The sequence below is a fragment of the Rickettsia sp. 109562A South Dakota genome (genome assembly GCF_055791265.1).
In genome coordinates this window covers 200,956-227,438 of record NZ_CM147703.1, presented here as the reverse complement: position 1 = coordinate 227,438, position 26,483 = coordinate 200,956, and the positions used below count along the sequence as shown (strand labels likewise).

Genomic DNA, 26,483 nt, shown 5'->3' with positions numbered 1-26,483 from the left:
GCAAGACCCCTAATGTAGTTCTCACAATTTAATAGAAATATTCTTTGATGTTTTTTTACCGCTAAATACTGCATTATTATTTTTATTATCGCTAAGCTCCATATATTTTGTTAGTCGATGTTTTTCTGCTATTAACCTTGCTTCTTTTTCTAAATTGATATTTTGCTCAAGATGCAGATCTTTAATTAATTCTTTAAAATAATTACTTATGGATTTTAGTTCCAATTTTTCCGTTAATTTACTTAAGTACTTATAAAATTTATTTTTGATAGTTTGTTTTTTAGGCTCTGAGTTTTTATTGAATATATTATCAGTTTTAACTTCCTGTTTTTTGTCTTCTAATACTCCCGTATTATTAGGTAGATTTTTATTAACTTCAGTTATTAGTTCATTTACTAAATTTTGTTTTTCTTCTTTAGGAAAACTATATCTAAGTTAAGGTTAGTAGGTTCTTGTTTTTCTACGTTTGGGAGCGGTATATTAATATGCTCGTTTTTTGTTTCAATTATAGGTGAGTCTGTTAATTTATTCTCTCCAAAAATATCTAGAGTTTGCTGCGTAAATTCATCTACTCATTTTTGAGCTTTTATAGGTGTTATTTCTTCATTAAATTTATTTCCACTATAATCTTTAACCACCTGAGTAATTTCTTCGGATGCTTTTGCTTCCGGTATAGTCATTTTGTATTTTTGTGCCATATCTTTTATGACGTCATCCAATTTCTGATGTTCTTCTGATAGCTCTAGCGGTTTAGGGTTAGTATTACTTTGTTTCATTTGCCGGAAAACATCTATAGCAGGGCGATTTTCTATTTTTGCTTGCCTTTAATAAGTATATTTACATCTTTATCATTTAAGCATTTTTCCGATAGCTCCTTAATAATTTGTTCTTTATTAGACTTATATAAATTACAGTTTTCTGAAAATGTTTTATTAGAAGTGATCCCGTGATCTTCAAAACAAGTCTTAATATGCTTTATGGTAGGATTTAAAAGATCTTCAGTAATAGGTAAATCATTATCTTTATAAGGAAACACTGTAGATAAGAGATCTACTACTCTACCGCGGCTTCTTTATAGGCAATTTTATTAAATAATCTTTCCTTTGTGCCTTGCGTATGTCCTTCATTATAAAAAGAAGTATCAAAATAATTGATAGCTGAAATAATAGGAGTATTTTGCTGAATTTTATCTTTTTTTGCTAAACCGGTAGCTAAGAAATGTTTGGCATTAATTTTGGCAAATTCTATTTGTGCTGTCTGTTCGTACCTTAAAATTTTATCGTAAGCTGGTAATTTATCTTTTTCAATCGTTGTAGATAAGCCAAGGCTTTTATTTATTGCTTCTTGAAATTTATTGATAAACAAATCAGTTTTATTTGATAAAATCTCCTCTTTAACTTCAGGTTCTTTTATTAAAGGTATATTTAGTGTATTTGCTAGGTGTTTTTGTTCTTGTTCTAGGTTTAATATTATTTGTGATACTTGATTTTGTGTAATGAAATCATATATTTCGCGAAATTCTGAATCCGGTACATTATCTCTTAAAGCCTCCCTTATTGACCTGCTAATACAATTCCCTAAAGTTTGTCCGGTAACTGTTCTATCAACATTAACTTTAGGGTTAGTAAACTCTTCTAAATTTGCTTTATTAATTTTATCGTTAAGAGAAGTAATATTATCTTTATTTTTACTAAATAACGTGGAAAATAAATCATTTTCTATTTCCCTAGATATTACATTTTTTACTCCTTTATCTGATTGATCCTTAAATTCATATTTAATTGTACTAAATATTGGAATATTTCGTACATCTTCTTCTTTATACATTGGTAACTGAGCTTTCAATCGTGTATCTAGTTTTAAATTATCTGAAACTGCTCCCCCTCCGGCATTATAAAAAGTGCGATAAATTTTTCCATCTTCTTTAGAATATTTTATGACATTTCCGTGTAAGCCTGCATTATTAGGAGCATTAGTATATGACAAATATGCCTCTCCGGTTTTTTGCAGTTTATCATATATTTTGTCTGTAGTTTCTTTTAAAAAATTTTTTAGTTGTTCTGTGGGTAGTGATTTAGTTGAGTCGGTTAAATTACGAACTAAAACTGATTGCTTATAAATTTCATCTAAGCCATCCATAAAATTTTCTAATTTTTTCTGTATTTTCATCGGGATGTAAAGCTTTATAAGCTCCCAGCAAGGCTTTATAACCGCTAGTCGTTATAAAATGAGCTGAGCCTAAATCATAATTTTTTGTGGATTTATCATAGGTGCGGGCATCGTCAAGCATTTCGCGGTACTGAGTTGCCTTCGCTTCATATTCCCGTATGTTATTTAAGGCCTGAGTGATATTTTCATAATGCTCTTTCAGCTTATTTTGGTTATGCTCTTTTAGGGCAGTATTTATAAGCTCATTTTCATAGTTTTCCGAGTTGCCGAACTTTATATCATTATTTATATTCTCAGTCATATGTTTAACTAATTAGTTAAACAAAGATAAAAATAATCATGTATTATGAATAAATAAATGTCAATAATTATACTCAGATAGAACTTCAAAAATTGGCGCAAAGTCTTATAAGTTCTGCGGTTATTATACGTTCTGCTCCGAGGGCTTTAGGTTCCTTGCTTTTTTTAAAGTTGTGGCGAAGTATCTCTACTCTTTCTTTACTTAGGATATCTCACTCAATATATCTACTTTATCTAATTGTTCCCATGTAAAATTTTCGTCTTCTCGACCAAAATGACCGTAAGCAGCCGTTTTTTGATACATGGAGTACGAAGTTTAAGATGTTTAATAATTCTGCCTGGACGCATATCAAAATGCTGTGTTATTAGCTTAGTAATTTGTTCGTTGCTTTCATTTGCTAATACCGAAAGTTTCAGCGTAAACAGATACGGGAGCAGCCACGCCTATTGCATAAGATATTTGTATTTCACATCGATCGGCAAGCCCTGCTCCCACTATATTCTTAGCAATATAACGTGCCATGTAAGCAGCCGACCTATCTATTTTAGTTGGGTCTTTTCCTGAAAAACAACCCCCGCCGTGTCTTGCCATTCCTCCATAGCTGTCCACGATAATTTTCCTACCGGTTAAACCGCAATCTGCAACAGGACCGCCTATAACAAACCTACCTGTCGGGTTAATTAGGTATTTAGTGTCTTTATGAAGCAAATTGCTTGGTAATGCCTGTTTAATGATTTCTTCCATTACTGCTTCAATAAGGTCTTTTTGCTATATTTCTGGATGATGCTGAGTTGATAAAACTACTGCATCAATGGCAACTGGTTTGTTATTTTCATATCGTAACGTGACTTGTGATTTTGCATCGGGTCTAAGCCAAGGAAGTATATTTTGTTTACGTGAATATGCCTGTCTTTTCATTAAAAGATGAGCGTAGTAAATTGGTGCCGGCATTAAAACTATCCGTTTCATTACAGGCATAACCGCAAACCATGCCTTGGTCTCCTGCACCTATTTCATCTTCATTGTTATTATCAACCCCCATAGCTATATCGGGTGATTGTTTAATTATAGACGAAATTACGGCACAACAATTACCGTCAAAACCGTAACTTGGGTTGTTATAGCCGATTTCTTGTACTTTACTGCGTACTATTTGTTCAATATCTACATAGGTACTAGTAGTAATTTCGCCACCCACAAGAACTAGACCGGTTGTTACAAAAGTTTCGCAGGCGACTCGACCGCCAGGGTCTTGTTTTAGAATTTTATCAAGTACCGTATCTGAAATTTGATCGGCAATTTTGTCCGGATGCCCTTCAGAAACTGACTCAGACGTGAATATAAAATTTTTCATACATTACTCTCTTTTTAATTTAATGTTACTGCTAGATTTTGAAAAACATTCAATTTGTCATCCCGCGACTTGATCGCGGGATCCATTTTTATTTTTTTCTAGATACCGTGGTCGAGCCGCGGTATGACACCGAGCGTGTTTTTCGATCCATGCAACAAGGTCGATCAAGTTAGCTAGGATGACAACGGAAAGCTTATCCACGCAAGCAAGCCATAACATATTTATTATATTACCTAATGAATCTCCATCCAGTTATTACCAGCCCTCATTTCAGTAATAATCGGTACGACCATATTAGTAGAGTTTTCCATGATTTTTTTGATAATAGGTATTACGAGTTCTACTTCATCAGGCGGTGCTTCAAACAGTAATTCATCATGAATTTGCAGCACTAGTCTTGTTTTAAGCTTAAGTTTTTCTATTTCTTGATCTAGATTGATCATGGCAATTTTAATTATATCGGCATTAGTTCCTTGAATAGGTGCGTTAATAGCCGCACGCTCTGCAAATTGTTTAAGCTTTTTATCATGAATTAAAGGTACAAAACATTTCCTGCCAAAGAAATTTGTAACATAGCCGTTGCTATTTGCAAAAGCTTTTGTTTGCTCCATATATTCTTGTACTCCTTTATATTCGGCAAAATATTTCTTAATATATTCGGCAGCTTCGCTATTAGTAACGTTTAATTGTTTAGCAAGCCCAAAAGCACTAATACCGTAAATAATACCAAAATTTATAGCTTTTGCTTTACGTCTATGTTCACTAGTTAGTTCATCTTTTTGCAAATTAAAGATCTGACAAGCAGTTTGAGTATGTATATCGTCTTTATTGGTAAATGCTTGTTTTAGTGCATCTATATTTGCAATATGGCTTAATATTCTAAGCTCAATTTGAGAATAATCGGCAGATATTAATTTATAACCTTCTTCAGCAATAAAAGCTTGTCTGATTTTATTCCCCTCACTAGAGCGAATAGGTACATTTTGCAAATTAGGTTCTTGTGAGCTAAGCCTTCCTGTAGTGGTAGAAGTTTGTAAAAATGTCGTATGTACTCGCCTAGTTATATTATCTATTTGTTTTGGTAAACTATCAGTGTAAGTATTTTTTAATTTTGTAAGTTGCCGCCACCTTAGTAACAAATCGGCAATATTATATCCATGCTCGCTAAGTTTTTCTAGTATTTCTGCCCCTGTGGAGTAAGAGCTTGCTTTAGCCGAAGCTTTACCGAAAGGTAATTGCATTTTTTCAAACAAGATTTCGCCTAATTGTTTTGGCGAACCAATATTAAATTTAGTTCCGCTAAGAGCAAAAATTTCTTCTTCAAGTCTAGCTATTTCTGTTCCAAATTCAGCGGATAATTGTTTTAAGTAATTAGCATCTACTTTAATACCGACTTTCTCCATTTTATCTAAAATAAAACAAATAGGTAAATCAATGTCGCTGTAAAGTCTAAAGGCTTTATTATCTTTAAGCTCCAATATATTTTGCTTATAAAGTGAGATAAAATTTATTACTATTTTTGCCGATTCATTGATTATATTTTCTATTACAGTTTCTTTTTGAGCTTCTTCAAATAAATTTTTCTGTGATAAACCTGCCGATAATGCATATTGTATTAGCTCTAAATCTTCAATCGCCGTAATCTCATGAGATTGGTTTGCATAAAACTTAAGTAAAGGTTTAAGAGAGTAAGTAATTTTTTTTATGGATTTATCGGTTAGTAAATTAAAAATAATATCCGAAAACCAGCTGTTATTAGTTTTAGTATTATAGGAAAAAAGGTCATTGGTCGTATTTGAAATTTTAATAATATAACTTTTATTTTGTAGTGATAAAATAAAAGCAAGATTATCTCCTTTATACTGTAGTAAATATATTCCGAATATTCCTACTGTTTCAGCTTCTTTAGCAACATTTTCAAGTTCAATTTTATTACTAATTTCTTTTATTTCCGCTACTTTATTATCTACTATCTCTTTGTGGTCATTAATTTTAATATCAAATAAATTTTCTGCTCTTCTATATAAAGATCTAAAACCGTATTCCTGTAAAAATCCTGTTAATTTATCGCTATTTGGAGGTGACCATTCTAAATTATTCAGCTGAAAATCCAAATTAACATTAGAATCAAGCCCTATTAACTGCCATGAAATTAAAGCTGCTTCTCTTGAATTGTGTAAAGTTTCACGTTGTTTTACGCTTGAGATTTGGTCTAAAGAGTTAAATATATTTTCTATCGAACCAAATTGCGTTATAAGACTACTTGCCGTTTTTGGTCCAATAGAGGGTACGCCTGGAATATTATCCGATCTATCGCCGATTAAAGCCATTACTTCACGTAATTTATTAGAAGTAGTGCCGAATTTTTTAACAACATCATCCTCTGTAATATATTTCCCTTTTAGTGGATCATATATTTTGATGTTTTCATTCATTAACTGCAATAAATCTTTATCGGAAGAGATAATGACTACATCTTCGCCGAGTGCAGCCGTTTTAGTAGCAAAGGTTGCGATAATGTCATCGGCTTCATAGCCGTTTTTCTCTAGAATAGGAAAATTTAAGTTACTTGCAACATCACGAACTAATGGTAATTGCATTATTAAATCTTCAGGGGGAGGGGGGCGATTAGCTTTATATTCAGGATAAATATGATGGCGAAAATTTTTCCCGCCGCTATCCAATACTACAGCGACATGTTTAGGCTTAAAGTCGCTCAGTAATTTTAGCAGCATTGAAGTAAAACCGTAAAGAGCACCGACAGGCTCGCCTTTCGGCGAAGTTAAAGGCTGTTGTGCATAATAGGCTCTAAAAACAAATCCGTATCCATCTATTAGTAATAAGGTATTTTTTTGGGTCATTTTATGATTTAAGTGTTTTTTATTCTCTGTGTCATACCGTGGCTTGACCACGGTATCTAGTAAAAATAAGAAGATAAGTTATTCATCTCTGTAAGTTGTTTCTTAAGATACCGCGATCAAGTCACGGTATGACAATAGTAATTTTTATAAACAAAATCTCACAGCCCTACTAAACTTTTAGCAAAATCATGTCGATCGAATATTTTTAAATCCTCTATCTTCTCGCCTATGCCGATAAAATACACCGGTAAATTAAATTTTTGTACTACTCCGACAATTACGCCTGCTTTAGCACTTCCATCTAGTTTAGTCACGATAAGTCCTGTTAAGTTAGTAGCATCATTAAAATGCTCGGCTTGGTTATAAGTATTTTGTCCTGTAATAGCATCAATTACTAAAATGCTATGAGTAGGTGTGCCCTCATCTAATTTTTTTATAACTTTTACGATCTTGGCGAGTTCATCCATTAAGTTTTTTTTATTATGAAGTCTACCTGCCGTGTCAATAAAAAGTATATCGATATTTTGTTTTATCGATTCTTCCATCCCGCGGTAAGCAACACTTGCAGGATCAGCCGATTCTTCACCGGTAATAAGTAGTGCATTTGCTCTATCTACCCAAGTACTTAGCTGATTTACGGCAGCTGCTCTAAAAGTATCGCAGGCAGCAACCGCTACTTTTTTTCCTTGTGCTGAGTACATTGCAGCAAGCTTACCTATAGTCGTAGTTTTTCCTGCACCGTTAACACCGCAAACTAATACTACATTTAATTTATTTGCAGCTAGAGTAAAAGGAATTTCTGATTTTAACAGCTGCTCTTCTATCAATTTAGCCAGGGCTTCCTTTATTGTACTACTATCTATTTCTTTGTCAAATTTTACCTTTTTAAACTCTTCAATAATATTAGTTACTACCGAAACGCTCATATCGCTTGAGATAAGTAGCTCTTCTAGCTCTTCTAGAGTTTCTTCGTCTAATTTTTTCTTGTAAAATATTTTGTCGATACCTTCTGATATTTTATTAGAAGTTTTAGATAAACTTTGTTTTAATTTACTAAATATCGAAATCATATTAGATAGTTTTTGTTATGGGTGTTGGTGTCATTCCTGCGTGGATCGGTTTTTCATCATTGCGAGGAAAATTACGAAGTAATTGACGCAGCAATCCAGTAAATGGATTGCCACGCTCTCTACGTTCGCTCGCAATGACGATTAAGGTACTTATCTCTTCTTCTTATTCTTGCTTTTATTTTTATTCCCGTCGGTAGTTTTATTGAATCTACCTAAATTTTTAACAAATTTTTGTAGTCCGTTAAGTTCCGTTCCATATGTCCTAGTATATTCACGGACTATTTCTATATCTTGTCTATGAGAATCATCTATTATTACTACTTCCTGCATAAAATTATTAGCATCAAAGGTAATTTTGACTATTTTTTGCTTTTCAATTTTTGGATTAAGCCAAGCTCTTTGAGACATAACCCTTTCAACATAATACCAAGTATTTTGGGAATATTCCGGTACCATAGTAGGCGTACCGATTAATTCTACGACTTCTGCTTTATTTAGTTTTTTAGACTCTAATTTTACAAGTGCCGCATCATCTATGGATTGTCCTCTATTTTCGATAGTTTTGCAGCCGCTTAAGGAAAAAAAAGCTAATATACTAAAAATGTATGTTATAAAAATTTTCATAAGTTTAATTTTATCTAGATTTTATTACAAGATTATAATATACTGCTTCACTAATTTGACAAATACTTTTTAATTTATATTTAGAGAGGATAATAATGGCAGTTCCAAAGAAGAAAACATCAAAATCAAGACGTAATATGAGACGTTCGCACTTAGCACTCGGTAAAGTTAACGTAATAGTTGACTCACAAACCGGTGAATATAAACTTCCGCATCACGTTTCTTTAGTTGACGGGACTTATAATAATCGTCAAGTAATAACAAAAAAAATTGAAACTGAAGAAGAAGTAGCCTAAAGCTTAAGATTTATGACCTGTAAAATTATTGGTTGCGGCGGATATCTTCCTTCAAAAATAGTTAGTAATGACGAGCTTACAAAATTCGTAGATACTAACGATGAGTGGATTAGAACAAGAACAGGTATTACGCAGCGTCATATAGCAGGCGATACAGAATATACTTCCCATTTTGCTTTAAAATCAGCTGAAAAAGCTATAGAAGATGCAGGGATATCGGCAAATGATATCGATTTAATAATTACATGTACTACTACTCCGGATAATAGCTTCCCTTCGGTTGCCACTAAACTTCAAGGCTATCTTGGTTTAACTAATATACCGTCTTTTGATTTACAAGCAGTATGTGCCGGTTTTGTGTATGGGTTGCAAGTAGCAAATTCTCTTATTGCGTCCGGTAAATATAAAACTGTTTTGCTTATAGGTGCCGAGAAAATGACATCGCTATTAGACTGGAATGATAGGTCTACCTGTGTTTTATTCGGTGATGGAGCAGGGAGTGTGATATTGCAGCGTAGTAGCGATGATTCCGGTTTAATAGATAGTAATATTTTTTCAAGCGGTATCGATTATGAAATACTATATACAAACGGTGGTGTAAGTATGAATGGTACTAGCGGTAAAATCATTATGCAGGGTCAAAAATTATTCCGTCATGCAATAGAAAAAATGCAACAATCTATAGAAGAGTTATTGCGTGCTAATCAATTCAGCGTAAGCGATATTGATTATTTTATACCTCATCAAGCAAATGTCCGTATTATCAATAAACTCGCTGAGTTGTTAAATATAGAAGAACATAAGATAATAAAGACCGTAGAGAAACACGCTAATTGTTCAGCGGCTTCCATTCCTCTTGCTTTAAGTACTCTCAAAGCATTAGGTAAAATAAAAAAGGGCGATATTCTACTATTTTCAGCTATCGGTGCCGGTTTAACTTGGGGCAGTGCATTAATAAGATGGTGAATATACTCGTTTTATTTGAAGGTCTGCGGTGCTCACTATAATATATATATATATATATATATATATATATATATATATACGCTCCGCTCCTCGACTTATATACTCCTTGCTCTTTTCCAAATAAAACTTCGTCTATCTACTTTTATTTATCCAAAGTATCTACTAGCATTATCAAAATGATATTTTTACCACATTTATACATAAGTAATTGCATTTTATAATATTTTAGCCTTTAAACTAATAAAATAATAATATATACTAACTCACATAGCTTTTGGTTAGTTTGAGTTTATAACTAACTAAAATGAATTCAATATTAATAAATTATAATCTCAAGGAGTTTAATTATGAAAACAAAAATTACATTAGCTTTTCTTGCATTATTTGTGCTTGCAGGGTGTAATACAACAAAAAGAGCACCACAATTTGACGGTGGGATGAATCAAGGAGAAGAAACATCATTAATGAAAGATTTCGAGAAGCATGCAGGGAATGCAGTATGGTTTGCTTTTGATAGTTCTGCTTTATCACCAAAGGCTAAAGAAGAACTAGAGAGACAAGCTTGCTGGTTATCAAAGCATCCTGAAGTAAAAGCTACCGTTGAAGGACATTGCGATGAAAGAGGTACTAGAGAATATAACTTAGGTTTAGGTGAAAGAAGAGCAGCAGCAGCGAAAAAATTCTTAGCTCATAAAGGAATCGATCATAACAGATTAAATACAATCTCTTACGGTAAAGATAGACCTGCTATGATGGGTAATACTGAAGAAGCTTTCGCTTATAATCGTAGAGCTGTAACAGTTGTACACCACTAAAATTATTTACTAATTATAGTATCTTAAAAGGTCGAGTTTACTACTCGGCCTTTTTTTATTTATAACTTGATGTCATTCCTGTGGAAGTGTTATTGCGTGGAATGATAAAATCCGCTGTGTCACCTAGTTCGCTTGACCACGGGGGCCATAAAAATAACTTAAAATACTAATAATTTTAGTATTTTTAACTGGATCCCGCGATCAAGTCGCCGGGATGACAAGCAGAAAATCGATCCACACAAGCAAGCCTTTGCGGGAATAACATAGAGTAGGTTTCTTGATCTACATTGCCCTCTTTTTTAGGCGATATATCAAAAAGATAAAAATTTTACTAGACTTAACTGCATAATAATTATATAAATTTCAAATGAAAAGGGGCTGTAGCTCAGTTGGTTAGAGCACGCCGCTCATAACGGTGTGGTCGTAGGTTCAAGTCCTACCAGCCCCACCACACAAATTCTTATTTAAATTCGCATTAGACCTGAATTTATAATGATTAATCTAAAAACACTTTCTTGGTATCTGACTAAATTATATTCTAAGTGTTTCTTTATTATATTATTTCTTTTAATCGGGCTGTTAATTATCTCAAATATTTTTGATCTTTTGCAAAAATTCAAAAATATTTATGTTCCTTTTAGTTTTTTTTGGAGACTTATCTTATATAAGATTCCTTATTTACTAGGTCAAGTATCTTCGTTAATTAGTTTTACCGCTATGTTATTTTTTCTTAGAAATCTAACAAAAAATAATGAACTAACGGCTATATTATCTAGCGGTATTCATATTTGGCAAGTGCTTGTTATTCCATGTATCGTAACTTTAATTTTAGGTATAGTTTTTACGACCATATTGAATCCTATCGGTACTATAGGTTTACAAAAATATGAGTTATTAGAGGCAAAACTGACTAAAAAAGCCTTGAGTGAGGGTATAATATCTAAATCAGGTTTATTATTTTTTGAATCTTTAAATGATGCAAATCAAATTATTCAAACACAATTTATTAATGTTGCCGAGAAAAAATTAAATAATATTACAATTTTATTTGTTGATAGTAATAATTCTTTTTTAAAGAGAATTGATGCATTATACGGTATTATTGAAAATAAAATGTTACATTTAAATAGAGTTAAGGTTTGCACAAAAGAGGAAACTAAGGCTTACAACAATTTAACTATACAGACAAATTTATCAATTAATAGTTTAGTAAATAAATTTATTCGTCCTGAAATGGTTTCTATTTGGGCTTTACCTAAATTAATTAATGAATTATTAAATTCAGGTTTACCGGCTATTAATTATCAAATTTATTATTACAAGCAATTATTTCAGCCTATAATGATGATGGCAACCGTAATTTTAGCAAGTTGTTTTATTAGTCTTAAACAACGTGATAATTCCCAAGAAAAAATACTGATATTAGGTTTATTTTCAGGTTTTATAGCATATTCGTTATCAGAAATATTATTAAAAATACTTACTTATAATAATTTGTCTTTAATGGCTGCTATTTTATTACCTAGTATGCTAATATTTTGTATTAGTCACTTTATTATTTTACATTATAAAGAAATTTAAGATATACTCGTTTAATTTGAAAAATTGGCATCGTCGCTTCTCATTTTTGATCCTCACGTAGTATCGCTGCGGTCAAAAATTCCGAGGCTCCTTGCTCTTTTCCAAATTAAACTTTGTCTATATTAAATTTTTGTTTACTGTAGAAGTGTTTTTAGCATTTAGAGAGAAAAAATAAAATGATAATGAAATTTTTGGAAGGGTTTTCTTCCGGTATGGCCATAGACCTTGGTACGGCAAATACTATTGTCTATCAAAAAAGTCGTGGAATTGTTCTAAGGGAACCTTCTGTTATTGCTTTAATAAAAAAAGATGGTGCTTTTGTGCCTTATGCTTATGGTCATGAAGCAAAAATGATGCTTGGGCGTACTCCTACGGATATTGAAGCAAAAAGACCTTTAAAAGACGGTGTTATAGCCGATTTTAAGGGTGCAGAAGAAATGATAAAGTATTTTATTAGAATGGTGCATAATCGTCGCTCTTTTTTTGGTCCGACAATTGTTATTTGTGTACCTTCCGGTTCTACGCCGGTTGAGCGTCGTGCTATCCAAGAAGCAGCAGAAAGTGCAGGTGGTAGGGATGTCTATTTAATTGAAGAGCCTATGGCGGCGGCGATCGGAGCAGGGCTACCCGTAACGGAAGCGACCGGTTCGATGATTGTGGATATCGGCGGTGGTACTACGGAAGTTGCAGTTTTGTCACTAGGGGGCATAGTATATGCAAGGTCGGTAAGAGTCGGCGGTGATAAGATGGATGAAGCTATTATCGCATATATAAGAAGGCACTATAACCTATTGATCGGTGAGGCTACTGCCGAAAAGATAAAGCAAGAAATAGGTACGGCTTATGTAGATGAAAATGCTGAGCCGAGAAAGATGGAACTTAAAGGACGTGATTTAATTTACGGTATTCCTAAAGAAATGATATTGAATGAAAGACAAATTGCTGATAGTCTAATTGAACCGGTAAGTCAAATTGTTGAAGCGGTAAAAGTAGCACTAGAGGCAACGCCTCCTGAGTTATCTTCAGATATAGTCGATAAGGGAATTGTTTTAACAGGCGGCGGTTCATTATTACGAAACCTTGATTTTGTTCTTAGTGAAGCCACTAAATTGCCGGTGATAGTTGCAGATGATGCCCTCTCTTGTGTAGCACTTGGAACAGGAAAAGTACTTGAAGATTTTACAAAGCTAAAACATGTACTATTTAAACAGGATTAAAAATGGCAATACTTGCAAATAGAGTAAAAAATTCTTCAAATTCGTTAGAATTAATAAGAATAATATCAAATACTCTTAAGCGTTTTTTTGTTATATTTGGGTTTGGATTGTCTATATATTTATTTTTTACTACGCCTAAAAAAATATCTAGTATATCTCTTGAGGTAACCGGTAGTATATTATCAACCGGTTTAGCAGTTTATGAAGATATATTTGAATATATAAATTCAATAACACAAAAATTTGTTTATTTTCAAGATTTAGAACGAAAAAATGTAGAGCTTAAACTTGAGATAGCAAGATTACAACATTTGCAAAGTGAAGTAGAATCGGTAAGAGCCGAAAACATTGCATTAAAAGATTTGTTAACGATTGCCGAGGAAGAAGAATTTGAATATGTTACTACTAAATTACTGAGTGTTTCCTTTAATCCTTTTTCTAGAACTGCTTTGATTTCTGCAGGTAAAAAGCAAGGCATTGAACCTGATCAAATCGTTGTTAATTCAGGAAAATTAGTAGGAAAAGTAATAGAAGTGAGTAATAATTATGCTAAAGTGATGTTAATTAGCGATGTTAATTCTAGAATACCTATTAAAGCTAATTCTTCAAGAGAACAAGGTATTTTAGCAGGTAATAATAATAATAGTAAAATTTTATACTTGCCTAACAATCATTTAGTACAGAAAGACGAGGAGATAGTAACCTCCGGACACGGTAATATTTATCCTGCAGGTATTTTAGTAGGCTATGTGTCTAAAGTTACGGAACATGACGTTATAGTGGATATAGCAGCTGATCTATCTAAAACGGAATTTGTACAGATATTATTGCCTAAAGAGTAATTTCTGTTCTTTCAAAGTTGCACTCAATGTCATTCCCGCGGAAGCGGGAATGACATAGATCCATGCAACAATGCCCATCTTTAAATTTATTTTACCTAGTATGAAAAAGGATTATTTCGGCATTATTGCCGAATATATTTGTATAATAATCTATAAATTAAAATTTTATCAAATCCTTCATCATAGAAAACGTTATTATGTCGGCGAAATAGATATTATTGCATTACGTAATAAAGAAGTTGTTTTTATTGAAGTCAAAGCAAGAAGCTCTAAAATTGATGATAGATTTGTATCTTTCAATCAGCAAAAAAGAATTACTAGGGCTGCTGAAATGTTTTTAAGTAGCGATTCTAAATATAGAAATTATAATATCATGTTTGATTTGGTAATTATAAACACTTATAAATTACCTATAATTATAAAAAATGTTTGGTAATACTCGATTGAACTTCGTATACTATTCTTTATTTATCAGAGGTATATAATATGGCACTTGCTACTAAAGTAAAAGAATTTTTAGAAGAAAAATTAAAACAAGAAAAGATAGATCGTAAATATCTTGCTCAAGTTACTGATATCCCTTACACGACCGTTAGCAGAATTATGAGAGCAGAAGTTAATCGTGAATTTAATCCTGAAATAGATACTATTTTAAAAATAGCAAGATATTTTAATTGTACTATGGATGAGGTAATAAAAAGAAAAGTACCTACAAAATAAAACATAAAATATGACAACAAAAAATAAAGGACTGATTATAATTTTGTCTTCTCCTTCAGGTACAGGTAAGTCAAGTTTAGCTAAAGAATTATTGAAAATAGATAATAATTTGCGTTTATCTATTTCGGCAACTACAAGAAAACCACGTTTAGGAGAAGTAGAGGGCATAAACTATTACTTTAAGACCGGTCTAGAGTTTGAAGAATTAGTTAAGCAAAATAAATTCCTTGAATATGCTAAAATATACGATAATTATTACGGTACGCCTAAAGAATATGTCGAAATGTTATTAAATCAAGGTTTGGATGTTTTGTTTGATATTGACTGGCAAGGAGCAAGGAGTATTAAGAAAAATGTTACTAATGTTGTTGCTATATTTGTATTGCCTCCTAGTATTGAAGTACTGGAACAACGCTTAAGAAATAGAGCAACCGATAATGAAGAAGCAATAAAATTACGTATGCAGTCAGCACAAAACGAAATATCACACGCTAATGAGTATGATTATGTAGTTACTAACGATGATTTCGACCATACGCTTAAAAAAATACATGCGATTATAGTTGCAGAGCGAGGAAAAAGTAAATAATAACTTGACCCTAGCGTTTATGCTATTATACTGAAATTTGGAAGGTAAGCTTCCAAATGTCATAGATAATTAACTCAAATGATTAGAACAGAATTTCTTTCTTTAATTACAAAGCATTTTAAAACTCATAAAGTTTGTGCTTTGTTAGGTACCAAGGCAGTGCGGAAAAACTACTCTTTCTAAACAATTTATAGAAGCTCATAATATTCCTCAAATCAATATTTTTGATCTTGAAAATCCTTTAGATTTAGCAAGATTAAATGAACCGATGCTTGCTTTGTCTTATCTAAAAGGATTTGTTATTATTGATGAAATCCAGTATAAACCAAATCTATTCCCTATTTTAAGAGTTCTTGTTGATACGGCTGATATTAAATTTTGGTACTGGGTAGTGCATCAAGAGACTTAATGAAACAAGGTCCTGAAACACTAGCAGGTAGAATAGGTTATATTGAAATGACACCATTTACCTTATCTGAAGTGTCAGGCACTCAGAAATTATGGATACGTGGTGGATTGCCTTTGTCATATCTTGCAGATGATGAAGAGTTAAGTACTTTATGGCGTCAGAATTACATTAAAACATTTTTAGAAAGAGATATACCAAATTTGGGTTTTACAATTCCGTCTATGCAGTTACGTAGGTTTTGGTTAATGCTTTGTCATTATCACGGTATATTTAATGCTTCTGAACTTGGAAATTCTTTATCTATATCACATCATACCGCAAAATATTACCTTGATATTTTAGAGGGAACTTTTATGATCCGTGTTTTGCAGCCCTGGTATGAAAACCTTAAAAAAAGACAAGTTAAAACTCCAAAAATTTTTTTTAGAGATAGTGGAATATATCACGCTTTATTAGGTTTAAATAATTATGAAGCTTTAAGTACTCATCCTAAAATGGGTGCATCATGGGAAGGATTCGCCTTAGAACAAATTATTAGATATTATAGCTGAAGCAGAGGAGTGCTATTTTTGGTCATCTCATAATAGTGCAGAAATAGATCTTTTAATTTTTAAAAATGGAAAACGTTTGGGGTTTGAAATTAAATATACAAATACACCGAGTATTACAAAATCAATGCAAATATCCTTAGAAGATTTAAAACTTGATCAAATTAATATAGTATTCCCGGGAAATATTAGCTTTAAATTGTCAGACACAATATAGGCAATAGGTTTAGATATATTAGGTTCTGTGTGAATTTAAAATAATACGAGAACTACGACTATATAGTCGTAGTTCTTAGAATGTTATATTATTTCACACACGCTTTTAGAACCTTTACCGGCAAGTTTGGTATCTTGCATCTTATAAGCATTATCCACACAATGACCTAAATCTTGATTATATTGGTGGATTTGACCACTTGCTTGTGTAGCTTCTTTAAATATTTCGTTATGTTGTTGCTGTTTTTGTTCAATTTGCACTTTTGCAGCTTCTAAAGCTGCTTTTCTTTGTTCAGGAGTTAAATTTTTAAATTTAGACATAATAATAATATTATTTAGTTAAATTCCTCTCGTTTGATTATGTGTAGGATTATTAGGAGTACGAGAAGGAGATAAACTCCTAATATTAGTATCTTTTACTTGAGTTTGCTCTCTTATTTTATTAGCTAAAGATTTAGTTTTATCCGCGTTAATTTTATTTATTACTTTATTATGATGTTCTGTATCCTTTACAACGCCGTCTGTCTCAATTGCTTTATGCTGATTTTTTAGAGCTACATATTTTTCATATGCTGCTAAATATTTTTCTGGTTCTTTTTTATGACGCTCTTTAATATCACTTCCTAATTTCTTTATTTTATCTTTATTTATTTTTTGTTCTTTTTCACGTTTAATAATTTCTTGATCTAATATTTTTTTACTATTTTCAATCTGTTCTACATATGGCTTATGTATTTTTAGCATTTCTTGGTGAAATTCTAATTCTCCTTTTAATTCTTTAACTTTTTCCGGTGCTAAGCCTTTTTCTTGCAATTGTTGTGTTAAATTTGTTATTGCTGAATTTAATTCATTTAATTCTGTATGTGCTTGTTTATGTTCTTCAGTTATTTTTTTATGGTTTGCATGTAATACCTTATGTTCTTGATTTAGTTTAAATATTTCTTCATGAGTTAATATTTCACGATTTAACTCTTCATGATCAATAATATTTTCTTTTTCCAGTTTATTTATTATCTTATCTAAACGTTTATTACTTTCTTCAATTCTTTTAGTATCTTTAGTAATATTTTTTATAAATTCATTATGAAAATTATTAAGTGCAGCAATTCTTTGTGCGATTTCTTTTTCTTCTTCGGCAAGTTTTATTGCTCTTTGTGATTGTAGAAATTCTGCTTCTTGAGTTTGAGCTTTATCAATATTTTGTTCTACTTCAAAATTTTGGATCTTAGTTTCGGCATTCTCTTTTAGATTGGATATGTCAAAATTCAAGCCATATGAAGCTGCCTCGCTTTGCAAACTACTTAATTCTCCTAGAATTGTTTCTATTTGAGAGCGAGAATAAGAATTTTTAAGATGCTCTTTTAAATTCTCGAATTTATATTTTAATGTAGCTGTGATATCAGACATATATGCCAATCATCTTGAATATTAACACCAAGAAACGTTAACAAAAGTTAATAATTAAGTCAAGAAAATTTTAACAAAAATTAATTTTGTATTTCTAGCCACTGATTTAATAACTCGTCTAGTTTCTTTTTATCATTAATTAATTGGCTAGTAATGTGATTATATTTTTGAGGATTATCTAAATATAAATTAACATTCTCAAGTTCTTTTTCTAAGCTTTTGATTGATATTTCTAGTTTTTCAATATCATTTGGCAATGTTTCAAGCAAACGCTGATATTTGTAAGATAATTTTTTATTAGGAGGGTCTTTTTGAGAAGTTGATGGTAGTGGTTTGGAAGCTTTTTTAGCTATAGAAGACGTAGTAAAATACTGCTTATAATCTTCATAACCTCCTGTTAGGTCATGAATTTTACCTTGAGCGAAAACTAAAGTTCTAGTAACTAACCTATCTAGGACGTCACGATCATGGCTAACTACGATTAAAGTGCCTGAATAATCTGCAAGTATATCTAGTAAAATTTCTAGACTATCCATATCGAGGTCATTGGTCGGTTCATCTAATATGAGTAAATTACCTGGATTTATTAAAATTTTTGCCAGTAATAACCTATTAGCTTCACCGCCTGATAAAATAGCGGTTTTTGCATTAAGTAGTTTAGGATTAAACATGAATTGTTTTAAATAACCGGCAAAATGCATGGTTTTACCGTTTGGTAAAAATACTTGATCACCGCCTGTAGGACATAAAGTTTGTTGTAATGTATGATTAAGGTTTAGTTTTTCTCTATGTTGATCAAAATATGAAATATCTAAATTACCGCCATATATAATTTTACCTAAATCAGGCGTAAGCTGCTTTGTAAGTAATTTGATAAAGGTAGATTTACCTGAGCCGTTTGCACCGATTATGCCGATTTTCTCACCTTTTTTTACACGAAAGCTAAAATTATCAATAATTTTAGTATTTTTATAACTAAAAGTAATATTATCTGCTTCAATAATGAATTTACTTTTAGCTATATTTTCGGCAAGCTCCGCCCTAACTCTTTGTTTTGAACGAGCTAGTTTTTCGGTCTGCTCTCGTGCTATAGCTCTTAAGGCTTTCAACTCCGCAAGCCTTTTTTGATTTCGTTTACGTCTAGCCGTAACACCGGCATTTAACCACTCGTTTTCTTGAGATAGTTTTTTATTTAATTTTCGAAGAGCTGCTTATTCTTGCTCTATGATAATTGTTTGCCATTCATCAAAAAATTTAAATCCTTTATCGGATTTACGCAAAATCCCACGATCAAGCCACCAGATTTTATTAGTAACATTTGAGAGGAATGTTCTATCATGACTAACGCAAATAATAGCACCGTTATAAGATTTAACAAATTCTTCTAGCCACTCGATTGTTTCAATATCTAGATGGTTGGTCGGTTCATCAAGTAATAATATTTCCGGCTCTAATATTAAAGCTTTAGCAAGGCTTGCTCTTCTAAGTTGACCGCCTGAATAGGTGGATAGGTTATCCGCTCCGCTGATTTGTAATTTTTCTAGGATTATATCGATTTGGTATTTATCTATTTCTTTTGTACTATCTGTTTGTTGTAAGACAAAATCATAAACATTTAGATTAGTTTTTATAGAAATATCTTGTCTTAAATAACCGGTTGTAACTAAAGGATCTTGAAATAGCTCGCCATTATCTAGTTCATAATCACCTGATATTACTTTCATTAAGCTTGATTTGCCGCAGCCGTTACGACCTATAAGACAAATCTTATCGCCTTTGTACAAATAAAGCTCTAAATCAGATAAAATTACTTTATCCGCAAAACTTAAATTACCGTTTTTAATGTAATAAATTGGGGTCATGAAGGATATTATCATCCCGCGACTTGATCGCGGGATCCAGTAAAAATATTAAAAAATGCACATTATAAATTATTTTTATGGATACTGTGGAGGGGTCACGGTATGACAATGATTTAGACTAAATCTTCTTAATCACTAAACTAGCATTAGTACCGCCAAAGCCGAAAGAATTAGACAGTACATAGTCTATTTTAGTTTCTCTAGCTTTTAATTTTACTAAATCTATCTTAACCTCATCCATAGGGTTTTCTAAGTTTAAGGTTGGCGGTGCAATCTGATCTCTAATTGCAAGAGCTGAAAAGATAAACTCAACGCTGCCTGCTGCACCAAGCAAATGTCCTATTGATGATTTAGTAGAAGACATTAAAATTTTTGGATTAGCTTCTAAAAATAATTTTTGCACAGCGTTTAATTCAATTGCATCACCAAGATTAGTAGAAGTACCGTGTGCGTTAATATAATCAATCATATCGGGAGTGATAGCTGCATCTAGCATTGCGTCTCTCATTGCTCTATAAGCCCCTCTACCTTCAGGATGTGGGGCTGTCATATGATATGCATCACCTGTCGAGCCGTATCCTATAACTTCACCGTAAATTTTAGCCCCCCGATTTACGGCATGCTCATATTCTTCTAAAACTACAACGCCTGCTCCTTCACCCATAACAAAGCCGCTGCGGTCTTTATCCCAAGGTCTTGATGCTTTTTCAGGATTATCGTTATATTTAGTACAAAGAGCTCTAGCTGCAACGAAACCTGCAACTCCGACAGGTGTAACGGGAGCTTCTGCACCGCCTGCGACCATAACGTCTGCATAGCCGTGCTTTATCATACGCATAGCATCGCCTATAGCATGTGCCCCTGTAGAGCAAGCTGTTACTGCTGCTTGGTTCGGGCCACTAAAACCGTATTTTATAGAAACAAGACCCGCTAAAAGATTAATTAATGAAGCCGGAATAAAGAATGGACTAACTTTGCCGTTATTTTCTTGATAAAGTTTGATAGAGGTATCTTCGATCATTTTCAGTCCGCCGATTCCTGAACCTAATATCAAGCCGGTTCTATCACGAGATTTTTCATCTTCGGGTAACCAGCCGCTATCTTCAACTGCTTCGGTTGCGGCTGCTACTCCGTAATGGATAAATTTATCCATTTTACTTAGTCTATTAACGTCATCAGCCTGCGTGAAATTTTCAAGTTTAAATCCATCTTTCTCCGAGTTATCTATAAATCCGGCAATTTTACACGCAAGTTTGGAAGTGTCAAATTCCGTAATAGTTTTTATACCGCTTACCCCATTTACAATATTTTTCCAAGATGAGCTAACATTAAGCCCAACAGGAGTAACAAGTCCAAGTCCGGTAATAACTACTCTTTTATTTACTCTTTGATTCGACATTTTTAATGATCTATCAGGGATTTAATTTATGCAGCTTAAGATTGGCGTTCTTTGATATATTTTATAACATCGGATACAGTTTTAATTTTAGTTGCTTCATCATCAGGGATATCAATACCGTATTCAACTTCTATTGCCATCATTAACTCTACGGTATCAAGGCTATCGGCTTTCAAATCTTCTATAAATCTCGAATCCGTAGTTATTATCGATTTATCTTTATTTAGCTTTTCAGCAACCATTGCAATAACTTTCTGTTCGATCTTGTCCGTTGTACTCATAATTTTGAACTCCATAAATCATTTAAGTTTATATGCCGTATAATAGAGGTTATTCAGCTATTAGGCTTTATTTTAACTTGTATGAATATTTATTTAAAATATTCATAGCATTTTATCTTTAAAAGAACTTCTAGCACAAAAAATTATTTTATGCTAGCACAAAATAATCTTATTAATTTTTATACCATTAACATACCGCCGTTTACATGTATAGTTTGACCGGTAATATATGATGCTTGATCGCTTGCTAAAAATGCGACTGCGTTTGCCACGTCTTCCGGCATACCGTAAGTGCCTAGCGGAATTTTCTGCACTATCATTTCTCTTTGTTTTTCGTTCAGTTTATCAGTCATATCAGACTTAATAAATCCTGGAGCTACTGCATTAACCGTAATACCTCTGGTTGCAACTTCATAAGAGAGCGATTTGGTCATACCGATTAAACCTGCTTTAGAAGCACAATAATTAGCCTGCCCAGGGTTGCCTGAAACCCCTACTATTGAAGATATGTTAATAATGCGTCCATACCTGTTTTGCATCATTTTTTTTATTGCTTCACGATTTAAAATAAAATTTGCTTTTAAATTAATATCAATAACTTTGTCAAAATCTTCATCTTTCATTCTAATTGCTAGCGTATCGCTAGTAATACCGGCATTACATACTAAAATATCTAGCTTTGATGCTTTAGATATTAAATTGCTGCATTCTTCCTTATTTGCAAGGTTGCATATTTCTATCGTATAATTATCTTTTAAAACATTTCCAAGGGATTTTAATTTTTCCTCATTACTACCGCTAATAATTACATGGCTTCCGAGTTTGTGCAGTAACCTCGCTATAGCTCCGCCTATACCTCCTGAAGCTCCTGTAATTAAGGAAGTTTTACCTGTTAAATCAATCATTTTCTTCCTCCGTTTGATCAAGATTGATATTAGTAATTTTTGATGATCTTTCACGTATTATTTTCTCAATTTCGTTGGAAATTTGTGGATGTTCTTTTAAATATTGTTTGACGTTTTCACGCCCTTGACCGATGCGTACGTTATTATAGGAAAACCACGAACCGGATTTCTCAACAATATCAAGCTTAACTCCAAGATCGATTATTTCACCTTCTTTTGAAATACCTGAGCCGTACATTATATCAAAATCTGCGGTTTTAAACGGAGGTGATACTTTGTTTTTAACTACTTTTACTTTAGTTTGACTACCTATTACTTCTTCTTTATCTTTAATAGAACCGATTCTTCTTATGTCTATTCTGACTGAAGCATAGAATTTTAAGGCATTACCGCCTGTTGTAGTTTCAGGGCTACCGAACATTACTCCTATTTTCATTCTGATTTGGTTGATGAAAATGGCAATACAGTTAGTACGGGAAATTGAAGCGGTAAGCTTACGCAAAGCCTGGCTCATTAATCTTGCTTGAGATGCCATTTGTGCATCGCCCATTTCTCCCTCAATTTCTGATTTAGGTACTAAAGCGGCGACACTATCTATTATTATCATGTCAATACCGCCTGAACGGATTAAAGTATCGGTAATTTCTAAGGCTTGTTCACCTGTATCGGGCTGCGAAATAATAAGCTCGTCAATATTTACGCCTAATTTTTTAGCATAAGCAGGATCAAGAGCATGCTCGGCGTCAATAAAAGCACATGTGCCGCCTTTTTTCTGTGCTTCGGCAATTAAATGCAATGTTAGAGTAGTTTTACCTGAGCTTTCAGGACCAAAAATCTCGATGATTCTACCTTTGGGAACGCCGCCGATCCCAAGAGCTATATCTAGCCCAAGTGAGCCGGTCGATACGGCTTCTATATCAACATTCGGACGCTGCCCTAGTTTCATTACCGAACCTTTACCGTAGCTTTTTTCGATTTGTGCGAGTGCTGCGGCAATGGCTCTTTCTTTATCTGTATTTGACATAAATTTCCTATTATAAACTTATCAATTAAAATATAAGCTTGAGAAAAAAAATCAAATTTTATTTATTTTATTGTGCTTGTAAGATTAAATATACGGACTGTTGAAAAAGTGATAAGAAGGAGCGGAATGCAGTTAAGTTAAGAAATAAGATGTATTTTTATGCTTAAATAAAGGTATAAAGATGCATGGTTATAAAGCTGATCAAGATGTAATGAGTGGTAGTATTAGCTTAAGGCAAATGATACCCAATGATCATTTATTAGTAAGGATTCATGAAAATAAAGCATTAGATTTTTCTTTTATCTATGGAATAACCAAAAAATATTATTGTGCTAACAACGGACGTCCATTAATTGATCCTGTATTATTTTTCAGGATGAAAATAATATCTTACTTATATGGTATAAGGTCAAATAGAAGATTATGTAAAGAAATTCATCTGAATGTAGCATATAGATGGTTTTGTGATTTAGGTTTGGATGATAAGGTACCCGATCATTCATCATTAAGTAGAATAAGAGATAGATATGGAGTAGAGCTATTTCAACAGATATTTGAAAGCTTAATTAAGCGATGGTATAAATTAGGTATTTTAAAAGGAGAAACCATTATTTCAGATGCATCTTTAGTTGAAGCGTATGCATCTATAGATAGTATGATATTAAGAAATGATAAAGATGATACACAAAAACGAGAATTAAAAATATATGAACGTCGTTATCATGATTTTAGAGAAGGGAAAAAAGTAAGAAAAATATCTAACCAACCTCATGTAAGCAAAACAGATCCTAATTGTAGTCTTGTATCAAGAACTAGTGGCTATAAAAAGCTATGTTATAAAACACATTACTCGATTGATAGCGGTACGCGTATTATAGTAGATTGTTATGTAAGTACAGGATCACAACATGAGTGTGTTATACTGCCAAATAGGGTTTGTTATATATTAAATAATTTTTCTTTTAAAATAAAAGAATGGATAGCAAATAAAGGTTACGGTAGAGGTCCAACTTATAGATACTTTCAGTTGCTAGGAATTACTACTTATATACCTTTACACGTAGACAATCTTGGTGAAGGAAAAATAAGTAGAGGTGAATTTAAATATGACAGAAAGAACGATAGGTATAAATGTCCTGAAGGACATTACCTTTATCCTTATACAAAATTAGATAAAAACGAATAAAGCGTTATCGTATTACGGGTGGACATTGTAAAAATTGTCTATTAAGACAACGTTGTATTTCTGATAATTATAGTAATAGAGCAAGATTTATATACCGTAATCCTTATCAGGATGAAATAGATGAAGTAAAAGCAAGACAGAACAGCATTGATTTTAAGCAAAAACTAATTGAGAGCAAATGGAAAATAGAAGGCATCTTTGCTGAAGCTAAAGATAATCATGGCTTACGAAGAGCACAATTTAGAAGTATACAAAAAACACAGATTCAAGTCTTCATGATTGCAATAGTGCAAAATTTCAAACGGATACTTAAAATTATTTTTTGGTTTTTTATCTATTGCTACTAAAAATAAAAAATATTTGCAACCTTGATGACTTTTTCAACAGTCCGGCTTGACTTCCATACCAGGTGATGCTTAGATGTTAAATTTACTTGTGTTATAGTCAATTGATTTGGGCTCGCGCCTACTATGTCACTCGTCGCTCTCCTATTAGTTATAGGCCTTGCTCCTTGTATGCAAATCCAACTGAATTGACTATAGTTCCTGAAAAAGATAGAGTTAGTATAATCCTTATTAAATAACTTATCACATATGGTATCACAATTCCCACAAACTGAATATATCGCTAAAAAAATAGATAATTCATCATCTTCGTCTTATAAATTTAGATGGCATATTTTAATTATTTTAAGCATTTGCTTACTTTTGGTATCGATGGATGCTACAATCTTGCATGCTGTTATGCCTACTATAATTCTTGATTTAAAACCATCTAATTTACAACAATTATGGATAATCAATGCATATGCATTAGTATTATCAGATCTTCTAATTACCGTAGGTGCACTAGGAGATAGATTTGGTCGTAAAAGATTATTACTTTGGGGGCTTTTAGTTTTTTCCATCGCTTCAATATTAGTTTATGTATTTGATAACCCATGGGGATTAGTATTATGCCGTGCTTTACTCGGGTTAGGAGGATCAATGATTATGCCTTCCACTTTATCTATATTGCGTAACATTTTTACTAATATGCATGAACGTATGATCGCAATATCTGTGTGGGGAATAATGGCAACCGTAGGGGCAGCTATAGGACCTGTACTAGTGGAGTATTGGTTGAGCTTTTAAGTTGGCAATTTGCATTTTTTGTGAACGCTCCTATTGCATTAGTAATTATTGCTTTTGGCATAGTTTGGATTTCTGAATCATCTAATCCTAGTAATGAGCCATGGGATTGGATAGGAGTATTGCAGTCATTTTTTGGGATGACAGCTTTAGTTCAAGGCATTAAGATGTCGGCTAAATACGGTATTATGAATCTAGCATCCGGTGGAATGCTCTTAATTGGCATTGTATTACTGATAATATTTACCTTACGTCAACTTAAAAGTGATGATCCATTAGTGGATATGCGTCTATTCTTAATTAGCAATTTTAGTATAGGAGTAATAGTTTATTTGCTGATTACTTGTGTCTTAGGATCCATAATGTATCTCATGTCCTTATGGTTACAGTTTATCAAAGGGTTAAGTCCTTTGCATGCAGGTCTTTATATGTTGCCTGCAGCAGTTTTTGCTTTAATTGCATCTTTAGTTATGCCATATTTACTCACACGATTTACCGCACGTGTAATAATGTTTAGTGGGCTTATCTTTACTACTGTATCATTGATTTTACCTAGTATATTAGACTATAGAGATTTACTATCGAATACTATATATCTTGGACTGCTTGGTATAGGAAGTAGTCTATGCCTCTCTACCACCGTAACAGTTATGATGAATGCAGTAGAGATCCGGAGGTGCAGCAGCACTACAAGAAACAGTATATGAATTA

General features: G+C 32.6%; 23 protein-coding genes, 1 tRNA gene and 6 pseudogenes. 14 read left to right on the top strand and 16 right to left on the bottom strand.

Annotated elements, in window-relative coordinates:
* Positions 1-21 precede the first annotated feature (21 nt).
* From ACIAS7_RS01410 to ACIAS7_RS01370, 9 genes and pseudogenes are all read right to left on the bottom strand, one after another.
* Positions 22-225, bottom strand: a complete 204-nt coding sequence (locus ACIAS7_RS01410; protein WP_473199022.1) for a hypothetical protein — start codon at positions 223-225, stop codon at positions 22-24.
* A 347-nt stretch (positions 226-572) separates the two neighbouring features.
* A complete protein-coding gene (locus ACIAS7_RS01405) occupies positions 573-776 on the bottom strand; it encodes a hypothetical protein (protein WP_473199021.1) in 204 nt (67 codons plus the stop codon).
* Positions 777-808: 32 nt separating this feature from the next.
* On the bottom strand, positions 809-1,036 hold the full coding sequence (locus ACIAS7_RS01400) for a hypothetical protein (RefSeq protein ID WP_473199020.1): 228 nt from the start codon (positions 1,034-1,036) through the stop codon (positions 809-811).
* Between the two features lie 860 nt (positions 1,037-1,896).
* Positions 1,897-2,139, bottom strand: a pseudogene (locus tag ACIAS7_RS01395) (hypothetical protein); the annotation flags it as partial.
* Positions 2,140-2,209: 70 nt separating this feature from the next.
* A pseudogene (locus ACIAS7_RS01390) lies at positions 2,210-2,470 on the bottom strand (hypothetical protein); the annotation flags it as partial.
* Between the two features lie 201 nt (positions 2,471-2,671).
* Positions 2,672-3,824 (bottom strand): annotated as a pseudogene (gene metK, locus ACIAS7_RS01385) (methionine adenosyltransferase).
* 233 nt (positions 3,825-4,057) lie between these two features.
* On the bottom strand, positions 4,058-6,685 hold the full coding sequence (gene polA, locus ACIAS7_RS01380) for a DNA polymerase I (protein WP_473199019.1): 2,628 nt from the start codon (positions 6,683-6,685) through the stop codon (positions 4,058-4,060).
* Between the two features lie 158 nt (positions 6,686-6,843).
* The gene (ftsY, locus tag ACIAS7_RS01375) at positions 6,844-7,755 is read right to left on the bottom strand and encodes a signal recognition particle-docking protein FtsY (RefSeq protein ID WP_473199018.1); all 912 of its coding nucleotides are present in this window, start codon (positions 7,753-7,755) and stop codon (positions 6,844-6,846) included.
* 150 nt (positions 7,756-7,905) lie between these two features.
* Positions 7,906-8,379 (bottom strand): outer membrane protein assembly factor BamE, encoded by a 474-nt coding sequence (locus ACIAS7_RS01370; protein ID WP_473199017.1) that lies wholly within the window; start codon positions 8,377-8,379, stop codon positions 7,906-7,908.
* Positions 8,380-8,474: 95 nt separating this feature from the next.
* Here ACIAS7_RS01370 and rpmF point away from each other — a divergent pair, with 95 nt between their 5' ends.
* The 11 genes and pseudogenes from rpmF to ACIAS7_RS01315 all read left to right on the top strand — a co-directional run bounded on the left by rpmF (position 8,475) and on the right by ACIAS7_RS01315 (position 16,579).
* The gene (gene rpmF, locus ACIAS7_RS01365; RefSeq protein WP_473199016.1) at positions 8,475-8,675 is read left to right on the top strand and encodes a 50S ribosomal protein L32; all 201 of its coding nucleotides are present in this window, start codon (positions 8,475-8,477) and stop codon (positions 8,673-8,675) included.
* 12 nt (positions 8,676-8,687) lie between these two features.
* Positions 8,688-9,641: a beta-ketoacyl-ACP synthase III gene (locus ACIAS7_RS01360; protein ID WP_473199015.1), complete on the top strand. Its 954-nt coding sequence runs from the start codon at positions 8,688-8,690 to the stop codon at positions 9,639-9,641.
* 347 nt (positions 9,642-9,988) lie between these two features.
* Complete coding sequence (gene pal / locus ACIAS7_RS01355; protein ID WP_473199014.1) at positions 9,989-10,456, top strand: peptidoglycan-associated lipoprotein Pal; 468 nt, start codon at positions 9,989-9,991, stop codon at positions 10,454-10,456.
* A gap of 374 nt (positions 10,457-10,830) precedes the next feature.
* Positions 10,831-10,907 (top strand) — tRNA-Ile (locus ACIAS7_RS01350).
* Positions 10,908-10,948: 41 nt separating this feature from the next.
* Entirely contained in the window at positions 10,949-12,037 is a 1,089-nt protein-coding gene (locus ACIAS7_RS01345) for an LptF/LptG family permease (RefSeq protein ID WP_473199013.1), read from the top strand.
* A 176-nt stretch (positions 12,038-12,213) separates the two neighbouring features.
* Positions 12,214-13,254 carry a rod shape-determining protein gene (locus tag ACIAS7_RS01340; protein WP_473199012.1) on the top strand — a complete coding sequence of 347 codons (1,041 nt, stop codon included), beginning with the start codon at positions 12,214-12,216 and terminating at the stop codon, positions 13,252-13,254.
* 2 nt (positions 13,255-13,256) lie between these two features.
* Positions 13,257-14,096: a rod shape-determining protein MreC gene (mreC, locus tag ACIAS7_RS01335; RefSeq protein WP_473199011.1), complete on the top strand. Its 840-nt coding sequence runs from the start codon at positions 13,257-13,259 to the stop codon at positions 14,094-14,096.
* Positions 14,097-14,196: 100 nt separating this feature from the next.
* Entirely contained in the window at positions 14,197-14,532 is a 336-nt protein-coding gene (locus ACIAS7_RS01330; RefSeq protein ID WP_473199010.1) for a YraN family protein, read from the top strand.
* Positions 14,533-14,582: 50 nt separating this feature from the next.
* The gene (locus tag ACIAS7_RS01325; RefSeq protein WP_473199009.1) at positions 14,583-14,816 is read left to right on the top strand and encodes a helix-turn-helix transcriptional regulator; all 234 of its coding nucleotides are present in this window, start codon (positions 14,583-14,585) and stop codon (positions 14,814-14,816) included.
* Positions 14,817-14,826: 10 nt separating this feature from the next.
* On the top strand, positions 14,827-15,405 hold the full coding sequence (gene gmk / locus ACIAS7_RS01320) for a guanylate kinase (RefSeq protein ID WP_473199008.1): 579 nt from the start codon (positions 14,827-14,829) through the stop codon (positions 15,403-15,405).
* A gap of 78 nt (positions 15,406-15,483) precedes the next feature.
* Positions 15,484-16,579: pseudogene (locus tag ACIAS7_RS01315) on the top strand (ATP-binding protein).
* A gap of 83 nt (positions 16,580-16,662) precedes the next feature.
* Here ACIAS7_RS01315 and ACIAS7_RS01310 read toward each other — a convergent pair.
* The 7 genes and pseudogenes from ACIAS7_RS01310 to recA form a co-directional block, all read right to left on the bottom strand.
* Positions 16,663-16,899, bottom strand: coding sequence for a hypothetical protein (locus ACIAS7_RS01310; RefSeq protein ID WP_473199007.1), 237 nt, complete (start codon positions 16,897-16,899; stop codon positions 16,663-16,665).
* Positions 16,900-16,917: 18 nt separating this feature from the next.
* Positions 16,918-17,985: an actin-based motility regulator RoaM gene (gene roaM, locus ACIAS7_RS01305; RefSeq protein WP_473199006.1), complete on the bottom strand. Its 1,068-nt coding sequence runs from the start codon at positions 17,983-17,985 to the stop codon at positions 16,918-16,920.
* An 80-nt stretch (positions 17,986-18,065) separates the two neighbouring features.
* Positions 18,066-19,847, bottom strand: a pseudogene (locus tag ACIAS7_RS01300) (ABC-F family ATP-binding cassette domain-containing protein).
* A gap of 118 nt (positions 19,848-19,965) precedes the next feature.
* On the bottom strand, positions 19,966-21,246 hold the full coding sequence (fabF, locus tag ACIAS7_RS01295; protein WP_473199005.1) for a beta-ketoacyl-ACP synthase II: 1,281 nt from the start codon (positions 21,244-21,246) through the stop codon (positions 19,966-19,968).
* Positions 21,247-21,281: 35 nt separating this feature from the next.
* Positions 21,282-21,542: an acyl carrier protein gene (gene acpP / locus ACIAS7_RS01290; RefSeq protein ID WP_473199004.1), complete on the bottom strand. Its 261-nt coding sequence runs from the start codon at positions 21,540-21,542 to the stop codon at positions 21,282-21,284.
* A 164-nt stretch (positions 21,543-21,706) separates the two neighbouring features.
* Positions 21,707-22,432: a 3-oxoacyl-ACP reductase FabG gene (gene fabG / locus ACIAS7_RS01285; RefSeq protein ID WP_473199003.1), complete on the bottom strand. Its 726-nt coding sequence runs from the start codon at positions 22,430-22,432 to the stop codon at positions 21,707-21,709.
* A complete protein-coding gene (recA, locus tag ACIAS7_RS01280) occupies positions 22,425-23,456 on the bottom strand; it encodes a recombinase RecA (protein WP_473199002.1) in 1,032 nt (343 codons plus the stop codon). Before recA ends, fabG begins: the two co-directional genes overlap by 8 nt.
* A gap of 181 nt (positions 23,457-23,637) precedes the next feature.
* Here recA and ACIAS7_RS01275 point away from each other — a divergent pair, with 181 nt between their 5' ends.
* The 3 genes and pseudogenes from ACIAS7_RS01275 (at position 23,638) to ACIAS7_RS01265 (ending at position 26,479) form a co-directional block, all read left to right on the top strand.
* Positions 23,638-24,642, top strand: a complete 1,005-nt coding sequence (locus ACIAS7_RS01275) for a transposase (RefSeq protein WP_473198628.1) — start codon at positions 23,638-23,640, stop codon at positions 24,640-24,642.
* Positions 24,639-24,989, top strand: a complete 351-nt coding sequence (locus ACIAS7_RS01270) for a transposase (RefSeq protein ID WP_473199382.1) — start codon at positions 24,639-24,641, stop codon at positions 24,987-24,989. The genes ACIAS7_RS01275 and ACIAS7_RS01270 overlap by 4 nt, the downstream gene beginning before the upstream one ends.
* A 246-nt stretch (positions 24,990-25,235) precedes the next feature.
* Positions 25,236-26,479: pseudogene (locus ACIAS7_RS01265) on the top strand (MFS transporter).
* Positions 26,480-26,483: the final 4 nt, after the last annotated feature.